Origin of the sequence: Christiangramia forsetii KT0803 (genome assembly GCF_000060345.1) — a bacterium.
GTDB lineage: Bacteria > Bacteroidota > Bacteroidia > Flavobacteriales > Flavobacteriaceae > Christiangramia > Christiangramia forsetii.
Genome location: NC_008571.1, coordinates 3,733,751 through 3,751,853, shown reverse-complemented (window position 1 = coordinate 3,751,853; position 18,103 = coordinate 3,733,751). Strand labels below are relative to the sequence as shown.

16 protein-coding genes are annotated in these 18,103 nt (G+C 36.2%); 5 read left to right on the top strand and 11 right to left on the bottom strand.

Annotated elements, in window-relative coordinates; all coding sequences use genetic code 11:
• Positions 1 to 51: 51 nt before the first annotated feature.
• Complete coding sequence (locus GFO_RS16930) at positions 52 to 1,281, top strand: LVIVD repeat-containing protein (RefSeq protein WP_011711428.1); 1,230 nt, start codon at positions 52 to 54, stop codon at positions 1,279 to 1,281.
• 58 nt (positions 1,282 to 1,339) lie between these two features.
• Here GFO_RS16930 and GFO_RS16925 read toward each other — a convergent pair whose 3' ends face one another.
• The 4 genes from GFO_RS16925 to GFO_RS16910 all read right to left on the bottom strand — a co-directional run bounded on the left by GFO_RS16925 (position 1,340) and on the right by GFO_RS16910 (position 3,135).
• On the bottom strand, positions 1,340 to 1,636 hold the full coding sequence (locus tag GFO_RS16925; RefSeq protein WP_011711427.1) for a TIGR03643 family protein: 297 nt from the start codon (positions 1,634 to 1,636) through the stop codon (positions 1,340 to 1,342).
• Between the two features lie 107 nt (positions 1,637 to 1,743).
• Positions 1,744 to 2,004 (bottom strand): 50S ribosomal protein L27, encoded by a 261-nt coding sequence (rpmA, locus tag GFO_RS16920; RefSeq protein ID WP_011711426.1) that lies wholly within the window; start codon positions 2,002 to 2,004, stop codon positions 1,744 to 1,746.
• Between the two features lie 25 nt (positions 2,005 to 2,029).
• A complete protein-coding gene (rplU, locus tag GFO_RS16915) occupies positions 2,030 to 2,554 on the bottom strand; it encodes a 50S ribosomal protein L21 (RefSeq protein ID WP_011711425.1) in 525 nt (174 codons plus the stop codon).
• Between the two features lie 98 nt (positions 2,555 to 2,652).
• Complete coding sequence (locus tag GFO_RS16910) at positions 2,653 to 3,135, bottom strand: DUF4199 domain-containing protein (RefSeq protein ID WP_011711424.1); 483 nt, start codon at positions 3,133 to 3,135, stop codon at positions 2,653 to 2,655.
• Between the two features lie 168 nt (positions 3,136 to 3,303).
• Between GFO_RS16910 and GFO_RS16905 the strand changes: the two genes are divergently transcribed.
• Both GFO_RS16905 and GFO_RS16900 read left to right on the top strand, forming a co-directional pair.
• A complete protein-coding gene (locus GFO_RS16905; protein ID WP_011711423.1) occupies positions 3,304 to 4,626 on the top strand; it encodes a M16 family metallopeptidase in 1,323 nt (440 codons plus the stop codon).
• Positions 4,627 to 4,648: 22 nt separating this feature from the next.
• Complete coding sequence (locus GFO_RS16900) at positions 4,649 to 6,721, top strand: M16 family metallopeptidase (protein WP_011711422.1); 2,073 nt, start codon at positions 4,649 to 4,651, stop codon at positions 6,719 to 6,721.
• A 48-nt stretch (positions 6,722 to 6,769) separates the two neighbouring features.
• Here GFO_RS16900 and GFO_RS16895 read toward each other — a convergent pair whose 3' ends face one another.
• The 7 genes from GFO_RS16895 to mutY all read right to left on the bottom strand — a co-directional run bounded on the left by GFO_RS16895 (position 6,770) and on the right by mutY (position 15,714).
• Positions 6,770 to 7,669 (bottom strand): DMT family transporter, encoded by a 900-nt coding sequence (locus GFO_RS16895; RefSeq protein WP_011711421.1) that lies wholly within the window; start codon positions 7,667 to 7,669, stop codon positions 6,770 to 6,772.
• 115 nt (positions 7,670 to 7,784) lie between these two features.
• Entirely contained in the window at positions 7,785 to 9,113 is a 1,329-nt protein-coding gene (locus GFO_RS16890) for a RagB/SusD family nutrient uptake outer membrane protein (protein WP_041250428.1), read from the bottom strand.
• A gap of 11 nt (positions 9,114 to 9,124) precedes the next feature.
• On the bottom strand, positions 9,125 to 12,082 hold the full coding sequence (locus tag GFO_RS16885) for a SusC/RagA family TonB-linked outer membrane protein (protein ID WP_041250427.1): 2,958 nt from the start codon (positions 12,080 to 12,082) through the stop codon (positions 9,125 to 9,127).
• A gap of 89 nt (positions 12,083 to 12,171) precedes the next feature.
• Entirely contained in the window at positions 12,172 to 12,738 is a 567-nt protein-coding gene (gene gldD / locus GFO_RS16880; protein ID WP_011711418.1) for a gliding motility lipoprotein GldD, read from the bottom strand.
• Positions 12,735 to 14,057, bottom strand: a complete 1,323-nt coding sequence (locus GFO_RS16875; RefSeq protein WP_011711417.1) for a gliding motility-associated protein GldE — start codon at positions 14,055 to 14,057, stop codon at positions 12,735 to 12,737. Before GFO_RS16875 ends, gldD begins: the two co-directional genes overlap by 4 nt.
• Before the next feature lie 21 nt (positions 14,058 to 14,078).
• Complete coding sequence (locus GFO_RS16870; RefSeq protein ID WP_011711416.1) at positions 14,079 to 14,549, bottom strand: single-stranded DNA-binding protein; 471 nt, start codon at positions 14,547 to 14,549, stop codon at positions 14,079 to 14,081.
• A gap of 112 nt (positions 14,550 to 14,661) precedes the next feature.
• Positions 14,662 to 15,714 (bottom strand): A/G-specific adenine glycosylase, encoded by a 1,053-nt coding sequence (gene mutY / locus GFO_RS16865; protein ID WP_011711415.1) that lies wholly within the window; start codon positions 15,712 to 15,714, stop codon positions 14,662 to 14,664.
• A 140-nt stretch (positions 15,715 to 15,854) separates the two neighbouring features.
• Between mutY and GFO_RS16860 the strand changes: the two genes are divergently transcribed.
• Entirely contained in the window at positions 15,855 to 16,145 is a 291-nt protein-coding gene (locus GFO_RS16860) for an HU family DNA-binding protein (protein ID WP_011711414.1), read from the top strand.
• Between the two features lie 320 nt (positions 16,146 to 16,465).
• On the top strand, positions 16,466 to 18,004 hold the full coding sequence (locus GFO_RS16855) for an Rne/Rng family ribonuclease (RefSeq protein ID WP_041250426.1): 1,539 nt from the start codon (positions 16,466 to 16,468) through the stop codon (positions 18,002 to 18,004).
• The last annotated feature ends 99 nt before the right edge of the window (positions 18,005 to 18,103 follow it).

The following is an 18,103-nucleotide window of genomic DNA, read 5'->3' as shown; positions in this document are numbered from 1 at the left end:
GCAACCTTTTCTTTTTAATTGCATCTACAAAGTAACTAACCGGGTTTTAAAATGAAAAAGCTTCTATTCCTTCCACTCTTATTGATGTTTTTCAGCTTCCAATCTTGCGAAGATGATAAAGAAGCTAATCTTTCAAATGTTGCAGTACCGGTTACACAATCTATCGCAGACTTTAGAGCTTCGGTGAAAGTTCAGGAACCCAGAACGATACAGGAATCAGGAAAAATATATGCCTGGAAAGATTATATTTTCATTAATGATAAAAACGAAGGTGTTCATATTATAGATAACACCGATCCTTTTAATCCCCAAAATATCAAATTTCTCAAAATTCCTAGAAATATGGATATCGCCATAAAGAATGAAAAACTTTATGCCGATAACGGAATGGATCTGGTTGTTTTTGATATAAGCAATATTGATAAAATTTCTGAAGTGGGCAGGGTTCAGGATGTATTCCCTAACTATTACGCAACGGCTCCGGAAGGTGTTAGCTACGTTGATTTTGCAAGTTTTGATCCAAGTCAGGAAGTAATTATTGGTTATTTAATTGAAAAGAGAAAGATTGAGTATGCAAGGGACGATTCCCCTATGCCCGAATTCGCTAATGGAGATAGCGGTGGAGGAACTACCGGAACCGGTGGAAGTATGGCGAGATTTAGCTTAAACGATAATTATTTATATGTTGCCGACGAATCTTCACTTTCGGCTTTTGATATATCAACTCCTTCCAACCCTATCAGGATTAGTAATGAGTATATAGGATGGCAAATAGAAACTATCTTTAATTATCAAGATCATTTATATCTGGGAAGCAGTACCGGAATGTACATTTATAGCATTGAAAATCCCGAAAAACCCGAAAAACTTTCGTTTTTACAGCACGTTCTTGGATGTGATCCTGTTGTAGTTAAAGACAATTATGCCTATGTCACCATACGTGGTGGTAATGCCTGCGGCCAGGATTTGAATCAGCTCGAAATTGTTGATATTTCAGATAAAGCTCAGCCTGAAGTGGTTGGTACCTACGGCATGGTGAGTCCCTATGGACTGGGTGTAAAGGATAATTGGCTCTTTGTATGTGATGGAAGTGCCGGTTTAAAAATATTCGGAATAGAAAACACCCCTAACCTTGAGTATATCGATCAATTCAATAACATTAACACCTATGATGTAATCCCCCTGGATGAGAGATTACTTATGGTTGGGGACAATATACTTTCTCAGTACTCCTATAAGGGAAACGAGATTAATTTAATAAGTACTTTCAATTTAAATTAATTCCCTTTTTTTTTGTTTGGTTTTTTTAAAAATCCCCGTGTAGGGCGGGGATTTTTATTTAATATTTCTTCTTGGAAATTCTATTCCCTGTGATTAATCTTTGAGAATTACTTTTAAATCTTTTCACTTCATCTCCCCTCAACTTTTCATGTTTTGTCTTTCTACCCTGAACACGTGCTCTCCACTTTCTCCAATTATGAGGATGCATCTGCTCTTTCATAAATTTAATCACCTGCTTCTCGGTTAATCCAAATTGATATTCTATTGCTTCAAAAGTGGTTCTATCTTCCCAGGCCATTGCAATAATTCGATCTACCTGTCTTTCATCAAATTGAAAATCATCTACTACGCTCATTTTTGTTTATCTTTTATGGTATAAAATTAAACAAAAATGATTCTACAGCAAAAAAAACCCTTTCAATAAAATAATGAAAGGGTTCTTATATAAAAGTTTATTTCTAATTAAGCTTCAAAAGGCTCAATAGAAACATAAGATTTATCATCTTTCTTTTTTGTAAACTTTACAAGACCATCTACTCTAGCGTGTAGCGTATGATCTTTTCCTGCGTAAACATTGTCACCTGGACGATGTGCAGTACCTCTTTGTCTTACAATGATATTTCCAGCAATAGCAGCTTGTCCACCAAAAATCTTCACACCTAAGCGTTTTGATTCTGATTCTCTACCGTTCTTGGAACTACCAACTCCTTTTTTATGTGCCATTTTATTTCGTTTTTAGTAGTTTAACTTAGCTTAATGCAGCAATCAATTCTGCTTTCTTCATAGAAGAATAACCTTCAACACCTTTTTCTTTAGCCATTTCTCTAAGTTCTACAACTGTATTCTGGCTAAGGTCTTCTGATTTTTTATCAGAACTGGCATCATCACTCTTCTTAGTTTCTTTCTTTGCTTCTTCTTTTTTAGGCTCAGCCTTTTTAGTTGAAGTAGCTTTTTTTCCTCCTTTAAGGTCTATCCCTTCAATAAGAATCTCTGTTAGAGCTTGACGGTGGCCGTTCTTAACACGGTATCCTTTACGTCTTTTCTTTTTGAATACAATAACCTTATCACCTTTTAAGTGACGATTGATTTTGGCTCCAACAAGAGCTCCATCTATAGCCGGGGCGCCAACGGTTATACTATCACCATCTGCAGTAAGAAGTACTTTATCAAAAGAGATACTATCTCCTTCTTCTCCTGCTAAACGGTTAACATAAACCTTTTGGTCTTTTGCAACTTTAAATTGCTGCCCTGCTATCTCTACAATTGCGTACATAGCGTATAATTAATTATTAAAATGCATAAAATATAACTTACGTTTTCACGCAAGCGGGTGCAAATATAATTCTAATTAATTAATTCACAAAGGTTTTTCTATTTTTCAGAATTACCTGAAATAGTATGCTTTTTAGCTTCTTTAGTGTTCCATGACTGTTTAAATAACTGCATATATGCAAGCGTAAGAACTAAGCTTGTGGCAAACCCCATAACAGCGACAACAAAAAGCACTATACCTATATTCGTATTATAATCGGTAATCCAAACACTAATAAGGTCATCTAAAAAACCTGGATTGAATTCTGCCGCATAAAGTCCGAAGAAAATAGTAAAAATAATGGTTGCATTAAATCCCGTTAAGAGACTCGCCATAAAACCTTTTTGATATTTGAATTTATTCCCTTTATGTAGTCTGTAATGTTTAATGGCTTCAAACATACCATATGCCATGATCACCCCATTAAACAAACTGTAAATAGGATTTACATGACCCCCAAAGAGAGACAAAATTAAAAAATAAGCAATTAAACCGGCTGCAATCGCAACCCCATATTTAATAGGAATACTGAATTTACCCATAGCATTTTGAGATTTTAAGTCTAAATTTCTAAAAATTGTAGCGGTTTTTACCTTAACAGCATGTTAATTTTAACACATTACGCATAATTGATTTATTTTCTTCAAATTTCTGTAACTTTTCACCCGTAACTGTTACAAATATTTAAAATTGAAAAAACTTATTTTAAAATGATTAACAAACTAAGACTGTTATTCTGCTTTTTCTTTATAGGATTAGTAGGATTCGCTCAGGAAGTTGAATTCTCTGAGTATGATTTAGACAATGGGCTGCACGTGATCCTGCATAAGGATAATTCTGCCCCTGTTGTTACAACCTCTGTGATGTACCACGTTGGTGGAAAAGACCGTGAAGATGGTAGAACCGGAATGGCGCATTTCTTTGAACATCTTCTTTTTGAAGGGACAGAAAACATTCCAAATGGAAAATGGTTTGAGATCGTAGCTTCTAATGGTGGAAGCAACAATGCGAACACAAGCCAGGATAGAACCTATTATTATGAGGTTTTCCCATCTAATAATTTAGAGCTTGGCCTTTGGATGGAATCTGAAAGAATGATGCACCCGATCATCGGTCAAAAAGGTGTTGACACGCAGAATGAAGTTGTAAAAGAAGAAAGAAGACTTCGTTACGACAACTCTCCTTACGGAAACCTTCTTCAGTCTATGCAGGATAATATGTTTGTAAAACATCCATATAAAGATCCGAATGTTGGCTACATGGAAGATCTTGATGCTGCAACTCTTGATGAGTTTAAGGCATATTTTGACAAATATTATGTTCCTAACAACGCAGTTTTAGTTGTTGCAGGGGATATTAAAATCGATGAAACAAAGAAAATGATCAAGGATTATTTTGGACCTATCGAAAAAGGTGAGGAGATCACCAGAGATTATCCAAAAGAAGAACCGATCACAGAGCAAATCAATGCAAAAGCATATGATACAAATATCCAAATACCTGCTTCAGTAATAGGATATAGAACTCCTTCTTTTACCAAAAAGGATTCTTATGTACTTAATATGATTTCAGATTACCTTAGTGATGGTAACAGCTCTAAATTATATAAGAAACTTGTAGATGAGCAAAAACAAGCCTTACAGGTTGGAGCTTTTAACCTTGAGCAGGAAGATTATGGAATGTATCTTATTTTCACAATCCCACTAGGAGAAACTTCCCTGGAGACTTTGAATACTGAAATTGAAAAAGAGATCGCCAAACTTAGAAATGAGATGATTTCTGAAAATGACTTTCAGAAACTTCAGAATAAAGCAGAGAACAGTTTCGTAAACTCGAATTCAAGTGTTGCAGGAATCGCCAACTCTTTAGCTCGAAACTATCTTCTTTACGGAAACACAGATCTTATTAATGATGAGATCGAGATTTATCGCGCTATCACTCGTGAAGATATCAAAAGAGTTGCAGGCGAGTACCTTAAGCCTAGCCAGAGAGTAGTATTAGAATACCTACCTGCAAGCGATCAGGCAGAATAATAAATCAAAAAAATTGAAAATAATGAGAAAAAATATATTAACTCTAGCAGCGTTTCTTACGATATCTGTTGGGGTTTCAGCTCAAATAGACCGTAGCACGATGCCCGAACCGGGACCTGCTCCGAAAGTAAATATTGATGAACCTGAAACTTTTGATCTTGACAACGGATTACAGGTAATGATTGTTGAAAATCATAAATTACCCAGAGTAGGTATATCACTAAGATTTGACAATCCTCCACACCTCGAAGGTTCTAAAGCCGGGGTTTCCGGACTTACCGGAGACCTTTTAGGAACCGGAACTAAGAATATGTCTAAAGACGAATTCAACGAAAAAGTTGATTTTCTTGGGGCAAGACTTAACTTCTATTCTGGAGGGGCTACCGCCAATACCTTATCAAAGTATTTCCCTGAAGTTCTAAAGTTAATGGCAGATGGCATGGTTAATCCTGAATTCACTCAGGAAGAATTTGATAAGTCTAAAGCCAGAACCATTGATGGATTAAAACAAAGTGAAAAAGATGTTTCCTATAACGCAAGAAGGGTTCGCTCTGCACTTGCATATGGTAAAGACCACCCTTATGGTGAATTTTCTACTGAAGAAACTGTAAATGCAATTCAACTTGCAGATGTAAAATCTTATTACAGCAAATGGTTCTCTCCAAAAAGCGCTTATTTAATAATTGTTGGAGATGTAGATGAAGATGAAGTGAAAGACCTCGTAAAAAAGAGTTTTTCTAGCTGGAAAGGAGCTGAAGTTCCAAAAGCAAATATGCCAGCGGTATCTAATGTAGAAAAAACAGAGATTAACTTTGTTAACATGCCTAATGCTGTACAAAGTGAGATCGCATTAGTAAACACGATAGATCTTAAGAAAAAAGATGGCGATTATTTCCCTGTTCTTGTTGCAAACAAGATCTTAGGTGGTGGTGGTGAAGCCAGACTTTTCCTAAATCTTCGTGAAGACAAAGGTTACACCTACGGAGCATATTCCAGTGCAGGAAATGACAAATACGCTTCTACTTTCGTAGCCAGTGCAAGCGTTAGAAATGAAGTAACAGATAGTTCTGTGGTGGCATTTCTTGACGAGGTATATAAAATTAGAAATGAGAAGGTAACTGATAGTGAACTTGCAAATGCAAAAGCAAAACTTACCGGAGATTTTGTACTTGCTTTAGAACAACCAACAACCATTTCTAATTTTGCGATGGAAATTGAAACTGAAGATCTTGACGATAACTTCTATGAAGAATATCTTGAAAAGATTGATGAAGTAACCAAAGAAGATGTTCAAAGAGTTGCTAAGAAATATTTCATGGCAGATAACTCTAGAATTGTAATTGCAGGTAAAGGTTCTGATGTATTGGAGAACCTTGAAAAAATGACTTATAACGGTAAAACTATTCCAATCAATTACTACAATAGATTTGGTGAAAAGACAGAAAAGCCGGAAGCTAAGAAAGTAGATGCTTCTGTAACAGCTGAGAAAGTATTCTCTAAATATATTGATGCTATAGGTGGTAAAGATGCAGTGAATAAAGTGGAGAGCGTAGTCATGATGGCCGGTGCTGAAATCCAGGGAATGCAACTAAATCTTGAAGCTAAGCAAACCACGAATGGAATGTCTTCTCAAGCTATCTCCATGAATGGAAATGTGATGAACAAGAATGTTTTCAACGGAGAGACAGGGTATGTGATGGCTCAGGGTCAAAAAATGCCTTATAGCGAAGAACAAATTGAAGCTGCTAAGACTGAAGCTACTCCGTTTCCTGAATTAACTGTTGGCGATGCCAAGGTAAATGGTATAGAACAGGTTGATGGAAAAGACGCTTATGTAGTTATGATGGATGAAAACAACAAGAATTTCTACTCTGTAGAAAGCGGATTGAAAGTTAAATCTGTGAAAACTGTAAATCAAGGTGGTCAATCTATGACTATCCCTACAATGTTTAGTGATTATCAGGAAGTGGAAGGCGTTAAGTTTCCATTTATGATCGCTCAAAGCATGGGACCACAGTCTTTTGAATTCAAAGTTTCTGAAATCTTAGTAAACGAAGGAGTTTCCGAAGAAGATTTTAAAGTAGATGCGGAGTAATTTCCAAAATTGTTAGATAATAGAAAAGCCCCTTGATTGGGGCTTTTTTTATGTTGCCTGTTTACTATGCCTGGAAATAAGATTTCTAGACTTATTCACTATAAAAACTCCTACTAAGATCACAAAGGCTGAAACAAGCTGCCAAAAACTAAAAATCTCACCATCCAAAACTCCCCACCCCAAGGCTACTACAGGAATAGTATAGGTTACGGAAGTTGTAAAAACCGGATCTGTTATTTGAACAAGCTTATTAAAAATGATCATGGCCACCCCAGTTCCAATAACACCAAGAATCGCTACAAACAGTATAGATAATTCAATCTCCTGAGTATATTCCGGAAGACTAAAGAAACCCGTAAAATATAGTAAAGCGAGTGCAGGAATTAGTAGTACAGTGAAGTTTCCGGCGGCAATCCCCAAAGGCGAAATATCACTCATTCGGGTCTTTAAGATATTTACATTCATAGCATAACATCCTGCAGCAATAACAACCAGTAGAGAATAGAGATAATTCTGATCTGGATTGATACTGGCTCCACTTAAAATAAGTCCGGCTGTACCCAATAATCCTATTATAACCCCTAGAATTTTATTCTGAGTAAAAACAGCCCGAAAGAATAAGACTCCAAAAATGAGGGTTAATAATGGGGTGGTTGCATTCAGAATAGATGCAATAGCGCTGTCTATTTCAGTTTCAGCATAGGCAAATAAATAAACCGGAAAAAAAGACCCAAGAAAACCTGATATTATGATCCATTTCCATTGTTTTCCTGTTAACCTGCTAATACTCTTAAAGCCTACCAATATCAAAAATATAGCTGCAAATATGATCCTGAAAGAACCAACCTGCATAGCCGTTAAACCAATAAGCGCCTTTTTAATTAGAATAAAAGAACTTCCCCAAACTATAGAAAGTATGATTAAATAGATCCATTTTAGGTTTTTCAAAGCCTGCTATTTTTAATTTCAGACTGCGAAGATATATTTTAGGTTTGGTTTGAAAATAAAAAATCCACTTCAAATAAATTGAAGTGGATTTAATTCTAGCATTATGAGCTTTTAATTACTGATTCTCGGTAAGTGGAATTGGAAATTGCACAAAGACATCATCTTCCGGCCTGTCTGTTGGCAATTCATCTAATCTATCATACCTTCTCATATCTATCCATCTATGCCCTTCTGCATACAGCGAATACCTTCGCTGCATCAACATTTCATCAATTAGAGCTGTTTCAGAAGTAGCTCCGTCATAATCATCAAGACCAGCCGCGTTTCTTATAATATTTAAAGCACTTACAGCTTCATCTGGGTTTTGAAAAATATTGGCTTCCGCATAAAGAAGTATAAGCTCTTCATTACGGATAATTGGAATATCATCTGTATTGGATTTATATCTGAATACGGCATAAGTTCCAGATAAATTGTCCTGCGTAATTGGCGCATCCAACTCGGCAACTTTATCTAATCTTTCGTCCCCACTTTCAGCATCTGTTAAAAATGATGGTTGCATAACTCTTGCATTCCCCGCTGTTAAACCTTCCACAGCAAAAAACAATGGATTTGAAATATCAGTTTGATCCAGGGAAAAGTTATAAAAAATACCATTATTCAGTTCTGTAGCATCCAGAGATAAGAAAGAATCCTCTAAGAAAGATAGTACAGCAGGATAATCTTCCTGATATGCTGCAACCCTTGCCGAAATTGCTTTATTAGCTTCTAAAAATGAATCTGGTGAATCGAATTCACTAAAGCCTGAGGATAGAATAAAAGGAAATGAATCCCCGCCACTTGCTAAATCGCCGGCACCTTCTTCCAATAATGATCTAATACCCGATAGAGCTTCAGTTCTGGAAACAAACGGACCTAAATTATTTTCATCATCTACATCTAATCGAATCCCATTTTCGTAGGTAAGATTAAGATTTAACAGTAATTCATAGGCAATAAATGTTTTTAGAAATCCTCTGGCTCCGGATAATTCAGCTTCAGAAAATTGAGCTGAAAGATCCTGACCTTCTAAAAAGCCCAGAATTAAATTGGCATTTTTAACCGTTCTATAGCGAGCGCCCCATGGAGCAGTGATATAAAAGGTATTATTATCCAGCATAAGCCCTTCTCTACCCAGTAAATCGCCTGTAAAACGAGGTTCTGAGCCTGAAAATCTGTAATATTCGCGACCTATCACTCCGGTATCGTCAAAATAGGTTCCTAAACGAACTCTGGAACTATAAAGAATACCACCTACAAGATCCTGTAAGTCCCCTCTTGTAAGGTTATCTTGAAATGCATCTACTTCCGCATTATTTAAATCGGAATATTCTTCTACCTCGCAGGAATTTGTTACCAAAAGAAGCGAAGTAAGAAACAATATTTTATATATATATTTTTTCATCATTATTTTGCTTAAAAGTTAACTGCTACATTGAATAAAAACCTTTTTGAAGAAGGAAAAGGTAAAACATCAACTCCTGTAAAGATTGAGGCTCCTCCAAAATTAGAAACTTCGGGATCGTAACTGTTATAATCAAAGAAGTTCAATAGGTTAGTTCCAGAAAGTCCAAATTTCACGCTGTCTATACTTCCATTAAGAATCCCTGAAATTATATCATCATCTAAAGTATAATACAGACCAACTTCGCGTAACCTTACATAACTTGCATCTTCCACATGCACTTCCGGTGGCGCTCCAGGTCTATATTCACCATTGGTCAATTCTCCTGATGGATCTGCTCCAAAATCATCAAAATCATGACTTGTTCTATTAAGATCTGTAAGAAGTGTGGTGAGGTTCACATTGTCTCCTCCATTTTTCCACTGCCATAGCATGGTGAATTGAAAATCTTTATAATTGAAATCACTATTGAATCCCATTTGAAAGTCGGGTTCAGCATTCCCAATCACTCTTAAACCTTCAGGATATCCCCCAACTATCTGGGTTGCACTTTTACCTTCTTCAATTCTAAAAGTTCCAAGACTCGCCCCAAAGGCACCAATATTAAAAGGAGGAACATCTAATTCTGTAATTTCAGAAGTGTTCTTAAAGAAATTTACCCCAACATTCCAGTGCATATCATCTGTGAAAATAGGAGTTGCATTTAAACCTATCTCCACACCTTTATTCCTCAAGCTTCCCGCATTTACAAATTGAGTAGTAAAACCTGTAGATGGTTCAAGATTCGCTTGCAGAATAAGATCTTCAATAGTTTTAATATAATAAGTAGCAGAAAGGCTCAATCTATTTTCAAAGAAACTCACATCAGTACCAAATTCCAGTTCCTTCTGGCGCTCAGACTTTAGATCACCGTCTCCTCTAATACCAATAAGACTGATCCCGAGAATACCATCTGTTGAAAATGCGTTATATGAAGTAAATAACGCTCCAAAAGGAGGAAAGTTTCCAGCTTCCCCATAAGCAGCCCTTAATTTCAATTGATTCCAGGCTGAAGATTCATTCCAGAAACCGAATTCATTTAGATTAACTGCCAAGGATGCTTTTGGATAATAAAATAAGTCGTTTGCATTACCATTATTAGAAGATTTATCTCCACGAATACCTAAAGTAGCTATAAACTTATCTTGAAAATTAACCTCTTCCTGAGCAAAGAAACCTGAATCTTCCTGTAGTAATCTAGTTTGGTTCACACCGGTATTGGCAGCCTGATCCACATTGGTTTCAGAAGCTACGAGTCCGGTAGCGGTAATAAGCTCTATGTTTTGATCAAAATATTCTCTGGTTACACCAAATTGTGTTCTGAAATTTACATCACTATCCGTAAAATAGTTGTGCACTAAAAATGCTGAAAGGTTATAATTTTTATTTTGAGTATCTCCCTGAACGGAAACACCATTTAAACCACCATTCGAAATTTTTTGAAATTGCAATGCTTTCGGAAATATTGCTCTCGATTTTTGTCCATAAAAATCAAGTCCACCTCGTAGAATTAATTCAAGATTAGAACTATCAGCTCTGTAAATATCCAGATTTGCAGTTCCACCCATTATAAGTCTGTTTACAATTTCTCTATTCGTTACCAAATCACGAGTTTGTAATGGGTTTGATGAGTTATTCGGGTGATCCGGATATATTCCGTCTTCGTTTGGAAAAAGTTGATCCCAAGGTCTGGATCGTGTTAAAGCAATACCAATAGTTGTTCCCGAGTTATCATTGTTGAAGAAACCACGGTTTGATGCGGAGTATATATAATTTGAGCTTAAAGTGAATTTTAAAAAATCCTCCGGACTATGATCCAGATTCAGTCTTAAAGATGTTTTCTCGTATCCGGTTCCTTTCACAATACCTTCTTCATTATTATGAGTAACTCCTGCAAAGAATTTAGTGTTTTCGCTACCTCCACTCATACTGAAATTTGTAATCGCAATGATTCCTTTTTCACCATAAATTTCATTCTCATAATCTACAAGTCTCCCAGCATCTCTAGCCGCGATGAAGGCTTCAAGATCATCTTCTCCAAAGCTATCTAATACTCTTTCTTCAGTATAATCACGAACACCTAAAAGATTAATTGCTTCGCTCCAACCTACCGACTGGGATAATCTAAATTTGGTTTCGCCGGCTTTACCTCTTTTAGTGGTAATAATTACAACCCCGGCAGCAGCACGAGATCCATAAATAGCAGCCGCAGACGCACCTTTTAATATTTCAATATTGGCAATATCTTCTGGATTTATATCTGCTATACGATTGGTTGGGTTATCCTGGTTAGAAGCACTACCTCCCGCAGCAGCGGCAGACACTGTATTTAAACCAGCGGCAATAGATGAGTTATCTATATATACACCATCTACTATATATAATGGCTGTGTATTTCCCTGAATAGATGTAGCACCTCTTAACTTTACCGAAAGACCTCCCCCAGGTGCGCCGGAGTTGGCGTTAACGATAGCGCCCGGAAATTTACCATATAGCGCTCCATCTAGTGTAGGTGGAGGGGTGGTTCCAGTAAGTTCATCAGCTGAAATTGAAGCTACCGCATTTGCAGAATTAGTACGTTTAACAGATGTTGCGAGTCCCGTAACAACAACTTCATCCAGCGCTGCGGCAGATTCAGTAAAACTTATTGTTAAAGGAGAATTCTCGGTAACATTTAGCTCTTGAGTTTCAAAACCTAAATATGAGAATACCAGGGTCGTGGGGAGTGACGGTACGCTAATACTAAAATTACCTTCAAAGTCACTGGTAGTACCATTACTAGTTCCTTTCTCGATCACATTTACAAAAGGCACCACCTCACCGGTAGCATCATTGATCGTTTTCCCTTCCAGAACTTCCTGAGACAGAAGTAAAGAAGGAAAAAGCAGAAAGAAAATCACTTTGAAATAACTCAAAGAAAATTGCTTCATAATTGTTAATTTTACAGTTATATTAACAATAATAAGCATTTTTATTAAGGATTTCCCAATAAATACTAGGAATAATTAACATACAAATGTTAATAAGACCAGCGAAGACTTTCCATCAAATGACGAATATCTTTTTTAAGATACTCAGCAGCAGGAACTATAGAGTCAAAATTTGGAAGACTTTGAAAATACACAGAACCCGTAAGAAAATGGTTCGTGCTATCGGTAAGATAAAATTGAGCTTGCGAAGCAGCATCCCCGTCAACCTCATAAAACATTCCATAAGTACTATGGAGTTTATTGGTATATACATCACCTTCAATCACATCTGCTTTGATGGTGTGTTGTAAGGGTAATTTTTGAGCATCAGTCAACAGGGAATCTAAATTATTTTTCACCGGTTGATAGGTAATAAAAATAGAGCCTTTCATGTTTTCATAATCCAGTTGAATCCAACATGGGATACGATTTCTGGAAGGAGCCACTTTTGCCAGCATATTTTTATCAAAAATATAAGGACAACCTATATCAACCTGATCATATTTCGCTTCCGGATACTCTAGTGCAAGAAAAGCTTTAGGCTTAGGCTGCACATCATTCTTACATGATGAAAACAGAAAGGAAATTCCTATAAAAGCCAAAATCAATTTTCTCATACTGGCGCGATACTCAGTTTTATTTGTTTGATTCGTTTATCATCGATCACTTCAATTATAAAGGAATAATTTAAAAATGTGATCTCATCATTTTTCTTTGGAAAACCTCCGGAAATCTCTAATAGAAATCCTGCAAGCGTATCTGCCTCTCCTTTTTGATCTTCAAAAACCATTGGATCTTCGATCTTGGCTATCTTATAAAAATCTTTCAACGGAGTTTTGCCTTCAAAGACAAAATTATTTTCATCCAGTTTAGAATAGATAAGATCTTCATCATCAAACTCATCACTAATATCCCCTACAATCTCTTCAATAATATCCTCCAAAGAAATAAGGCCACTGGTACCACCATACTCATCTACAACGATGGCAAGGTGATTTTTCTTATTCTTAAAATCATTTAATAGATCATCAAGCTTCTTATTTTCTGGAACAAAATAAGGTTCTCTAAGTAAACTGGTCCATTCAAAATTCTTCTTATTAAGATAAGGTAACAAGTCCTTTATATATAAAATCCCAGTTACATTATCTACATTCTCTTTATATACCGGAATTCTCGAATATCCATTTTCAATAATATCGGGAATAATATCAAAGTAAGAACTCTCTTCATTAAGAGCAAAAATGTCCATTCTTGGCCTCATTACCTGCTTGGTATCTGTATTTCCAAAGCTAACAATTCCCTGAAGTATTTTCTGTTCTTCCCTTGTGGTATCCTCTTCACTGGTAAGTTCCAGGGCCTGGGAAAGATGATCTATGCTAATAAAGGATTTCTGTTTTCCAAATTTCTCATGAAAGAAAAGGGTTACTGCCCGCATTGGAGTACTGAGCGGAGAAAAAAGACTATCCAAAAAATTGATGGGGTAAGCCATAAAGTTTGAAAATTGAACTTTATTTCGGCTCGCATAAACTTTAGGCAAAATTTCACCAAAAAGAAGGATTAGAAAAGTTACTAAACCAACTTCAAAGAAGAATCGGAGATCCACCCCATAAAACTCTGTATTTATGCCAGAAAAAAGATCGTCTGCCAAACTATCGAATAATAGAACGATCGCGATATTTATAAAATTATTGGCCACCAGAATAGTAGCCAGAAGCTTTTTAGGCTTTTCCAGAAGATTTATAACAATATTTTGCGTTTTTGACCTTTTCCCGTCTTCAGTAATAAAATTCGCGGGAGTTAGTGAAAAGAATGCTACTTCAGCACCTGAAATAAGCGCAGAACATAGCAATAGCACAAATAAAAATATCAAGCTGAAAAGATGGGTAATTCCCATTGTGGTCCACAACAAAAGCAAACTGGGAGGCTCCGAATCCAAAGGCGAAAATTTTAGTTAAATTTAGAATGGTAAATCATCTTCCTCTTCGTCCTGAGAGTAAAACTCATTCTTGTTTGCAAAGTTATCACTTTTAGGTTTAGCGGAAGTATTTCCAGAAGCCTGTGATTTTCCTGAAGGCTCCGCATTAGATTCATTTTTAGGCGTTAAAAATGTAAATTCTGTACAATGAACTTCTGTAGAATACTTTTCATTTCCAGCATCATCCTGCCATTTACGTGTTTTTATACGACCTTCAATATAAACCTTATCCCCTTTCTTGAGATATTTCTCACAAACTTCAGCAGCTTTATTTCTAACCACTACATTATGCCATTCTGTATTGGTAACACGTTCACCGGTAGTACGATTGGTATAGCTTTCATTTGTAGCAAGCGGAAATCTTCCAATAGAACCGCCACCTTCAAAATAATGCATTTTCACGTCATCTCCTGTATGCCCAATTAGCATTACTTTATTCAATGTTCCTGTCATTACCTACATTTTTTATTAGCCGAAAAACGGTTTTATTGAGTCAAAATTTATTCTAAAATACTAAAAATTTCTGCCTGATTGGGCAAAAAACGTCAAAGATATAAACAAGGATCTATTTATAGCCATCAGGCAGATACTCATTCAAAAAATTTTCAATTAAAACCGGGACGGGATAATCTGTAACATTTTTAAGTTTGACAGAATTTTCTGAAGCTGTACCCGAATTTACCACCCAAAACCTGGTAATTAAATGTTGGTGTGATAGCTTATGAATCACAGGAATCTCATTAAAAAGTTCCAGTTCAACACCAGAACCGGTAATTGAGTTTTTAAAAGCTTCAAATGTTACCAATTCTTTTTCATCTATTAATCTTTCAGATTCTACCAGTGGAAATTGATATAACCCATTCCAGATCCCTTTTCCAACACGTTGCTCAAGAATTGTTGTTTCATTTTCATGATTAAAAACCAGGTAATTGAAATACCTTTTCTTAACCTTATTCTTCTTCAGCTTTACCGGAAGCTCTTTGATCTTATCATTTTTTAGAGCTAAACAACTATCGTTAAAAGGACATATTTCGCATTTTGGTTTCTGTGGCTTGCAATGCAAGGCTCCAAACTCCATAATAGCCTGATTAAAAGTTGCCGGATCATTTTTATCCAGTAATTCTTGCGCCAGCAGCTTAAATTCTTTGATGCCTGCGGCACTATTAATAGGAGTGTCTATTCCAAAAATACGTGATAGCACGCGATAAACATTTCCATCAACAACCGCTACCGGCTCATTATAACAAATGGAAGCAATAGCACTGGCAGTATAATCACCAACTCCTTTTAATTTTAGAAGCCCCTTATATGTACCGGGAAATTTACCATTGAGCTCAAAGGCAACATATTTTGCTGTTTCGTGAAGGTTTCTAGCTCGGGAATAATACCCTAATCCCTGCCAAAGTTTTAGTACTTCTTCTGGGGTTGCATTTGCAAGATCAAAAACACTTGGATAAGCCTGTATAAACTTATTATAATAAGGTAAACCCTGCTCTATTCGCGTTTGCTGAAGCATGATTTCGCTTAGCCAAATGTGGTACGGTTCGTGAGTCTTTCTCCATGGCAGATCACGTTTGTTTTGCAAGTACCAATGCGTCAGTCTATTGGATAAAACCATATTAAATTAGGAATCTCTGCAATAATAGGAGTTTATTCCGTTATTATTAGTGGATTAGGTTTGAAATATTGCAGATTTAATTCTTATATTTGCCCCCTTGAAAAATTGAAACCCCAATTATAAATTTAAATAGCACGAAAATGACGAAAGCAGATATCGTAGCAAACATTTCAGAAAAGCTGGGAATGGAAAAAGGAGACGTACAAGCTACTATTGAATCTTTTATGGATGAAGTAAAAACTTCTCTTGAAAGTGGAGATAATGTGTACCTTCGTGGCTTTGGAAGCTTTGTTGTAAAAACAAGAGCAGAAAAAACCGGTAGAAACATTTCTAAGAACACTACCATTAAAATTCCGGCACACAACATTCCGGCATTCAAGCCTGCAAAGATTTTTGTTGAAGGAGTGAAATCTAATGTTGAGGTAAAATAATTGATCCCCGACCCTGGTCAGGCTTCAAAAGAAATAATTATTAATTTAAATGACAGTACACTATGCCAAGTGGTAAAAAAAGAAAAAGACATAAGGTGGCTACGCACAAGCGTAAGAAAAGAAGAAGAGCAAATCGCCACAAGAAAAAGTAGTGTGATTACTACTTTTTTTATTTAATTAAAATCGTTCTTTGAAATTGAAACCCTCGACAAATTATTTATGTCGCCGAGGTTTCTTCAGGATTCAAAACCTGTGAAAAAATAATGTTTAATCCATCTATGTTTGTTTTAATACAGATATGGATAAAAAAATCTGGAAGTGTGGACAAAGAATTAATTATCCGGTCCGAACCTTCTGCTGTAGATTTTGCCTTATTAAAAGATGGAAAACTTATTGAACTCAACAAGGAAGAAGACAGTACAAAATTTAATGTTGGTGATATTTATATCGCTAAAATTAGAAAAGCTGTACCGGGTTTAAATGCCGCATTTGTTAATGTTGGCTATGAGAAAGATGGTTTTTTACACTATCATGATCTGGGACCTCAGGTATCTTCTTTATTGAAGTTCTTAAAACGTGTAAGCACAGGTAAATTAAAAGATTATTCTTTAAAGAATTTTTCTTTTGAAAAGGATATAGACAAAAACGGCTCTATTGCCGATGTCTTAAAATCAAATCAGTCGCTACTGGTTCAAATTGTAAAAGAACCTATCTCTACAAAAGGCCCAAGGATAAGCTCAGAGCTTTCCTTACCCGGCCGTTATATTGTATTAGTACCTTTTTCAAACCGAATTTCAGTTTCTCAAAAAATTGAAAGCAAAGATGAAAAGGAACGCCTAAAGAGATTGGTAAAAAGCATTAAACCCAAAGGTTTTGGGGTTATTGTAAGAACCGTAGCCGAAGGCAAAAAAGTAGCAGAACTGGACAGAGATCTCCAAAATTTAGTAGGTCGCTGGACAGCCATGTGTAAAAAACTGTATAAACCGCATCATCCTTCTAAAGTATTGGGAGAATTGAACAGGGCATCGTCCCTGCTAAGAGACATTTTTAATGACTCCTTTACTTCTATAGTAGTAGACGATGAGACGCTTTATACCCAAATTAAAGATTATGTGAGCGAAATTGCTCCAGAAAAAGAATCAATCGTAAAATTGCATCAATCCAACCAACCCATTTTCGAAAAAAGTGGTATCGAAAGACAAATTAAAACTTCCTTTGGCCGCACCGTTTCTATGAGTAAAGGCGCCTATCTGGTAATAGAACACACAGAAGCTATGCACGTTGTAGACGTAAATAGCGGAAATCGTTCCAATAAATCCAAAAACCAGGAAGATACCGCACTAGAGGTAAATATGATTAGCGCTACAGAAATAGCCCGCCAGTTACGACTTCGTGATATGGGAGGTATTATTGTAGTAGACTTCATAGACATGAATAAAGCTGAAAATAGAAAGAAGCTTTATGACCACCTCAGAAATGAGATGAGTGACGACAGGGCAAAACACAAAATATTGCCTCCAAGTAAGTTTGGATTAATTCAAATTACGAGACAGCGCGTAAGGCCAGAAATGAACATCAAGACCCGTGAGGACAACCCTAACGGTAATGGTGAAATTGAAGCACCAATAAGTTTGGTGAACAAAATTAAAGTGGACCTTGAAAAACTGATCAAAAAAGAACATAAAAAGATCACGCTTAGCGCACATCCATTTATTGCAGCCTTTTTAACCAAAGGCTTTCCATCTCCCCGATCTAAGTGGTTTGTAGACCACAAACGTTGGGTGAAAATTTTACCTCGCGATGCTTACACGTATTTAGAGTACCACTTTCACGATAAAGACGGGAAAGTGATTAAATAAAAGAAAACGCCTTTCAAGCAATTGGAAGGCGTTTTTTTATGCCTGAACTTTTCAGAATTAGCACTTTTAAAAATATTATTAGTTCAGAAGATTGAATTA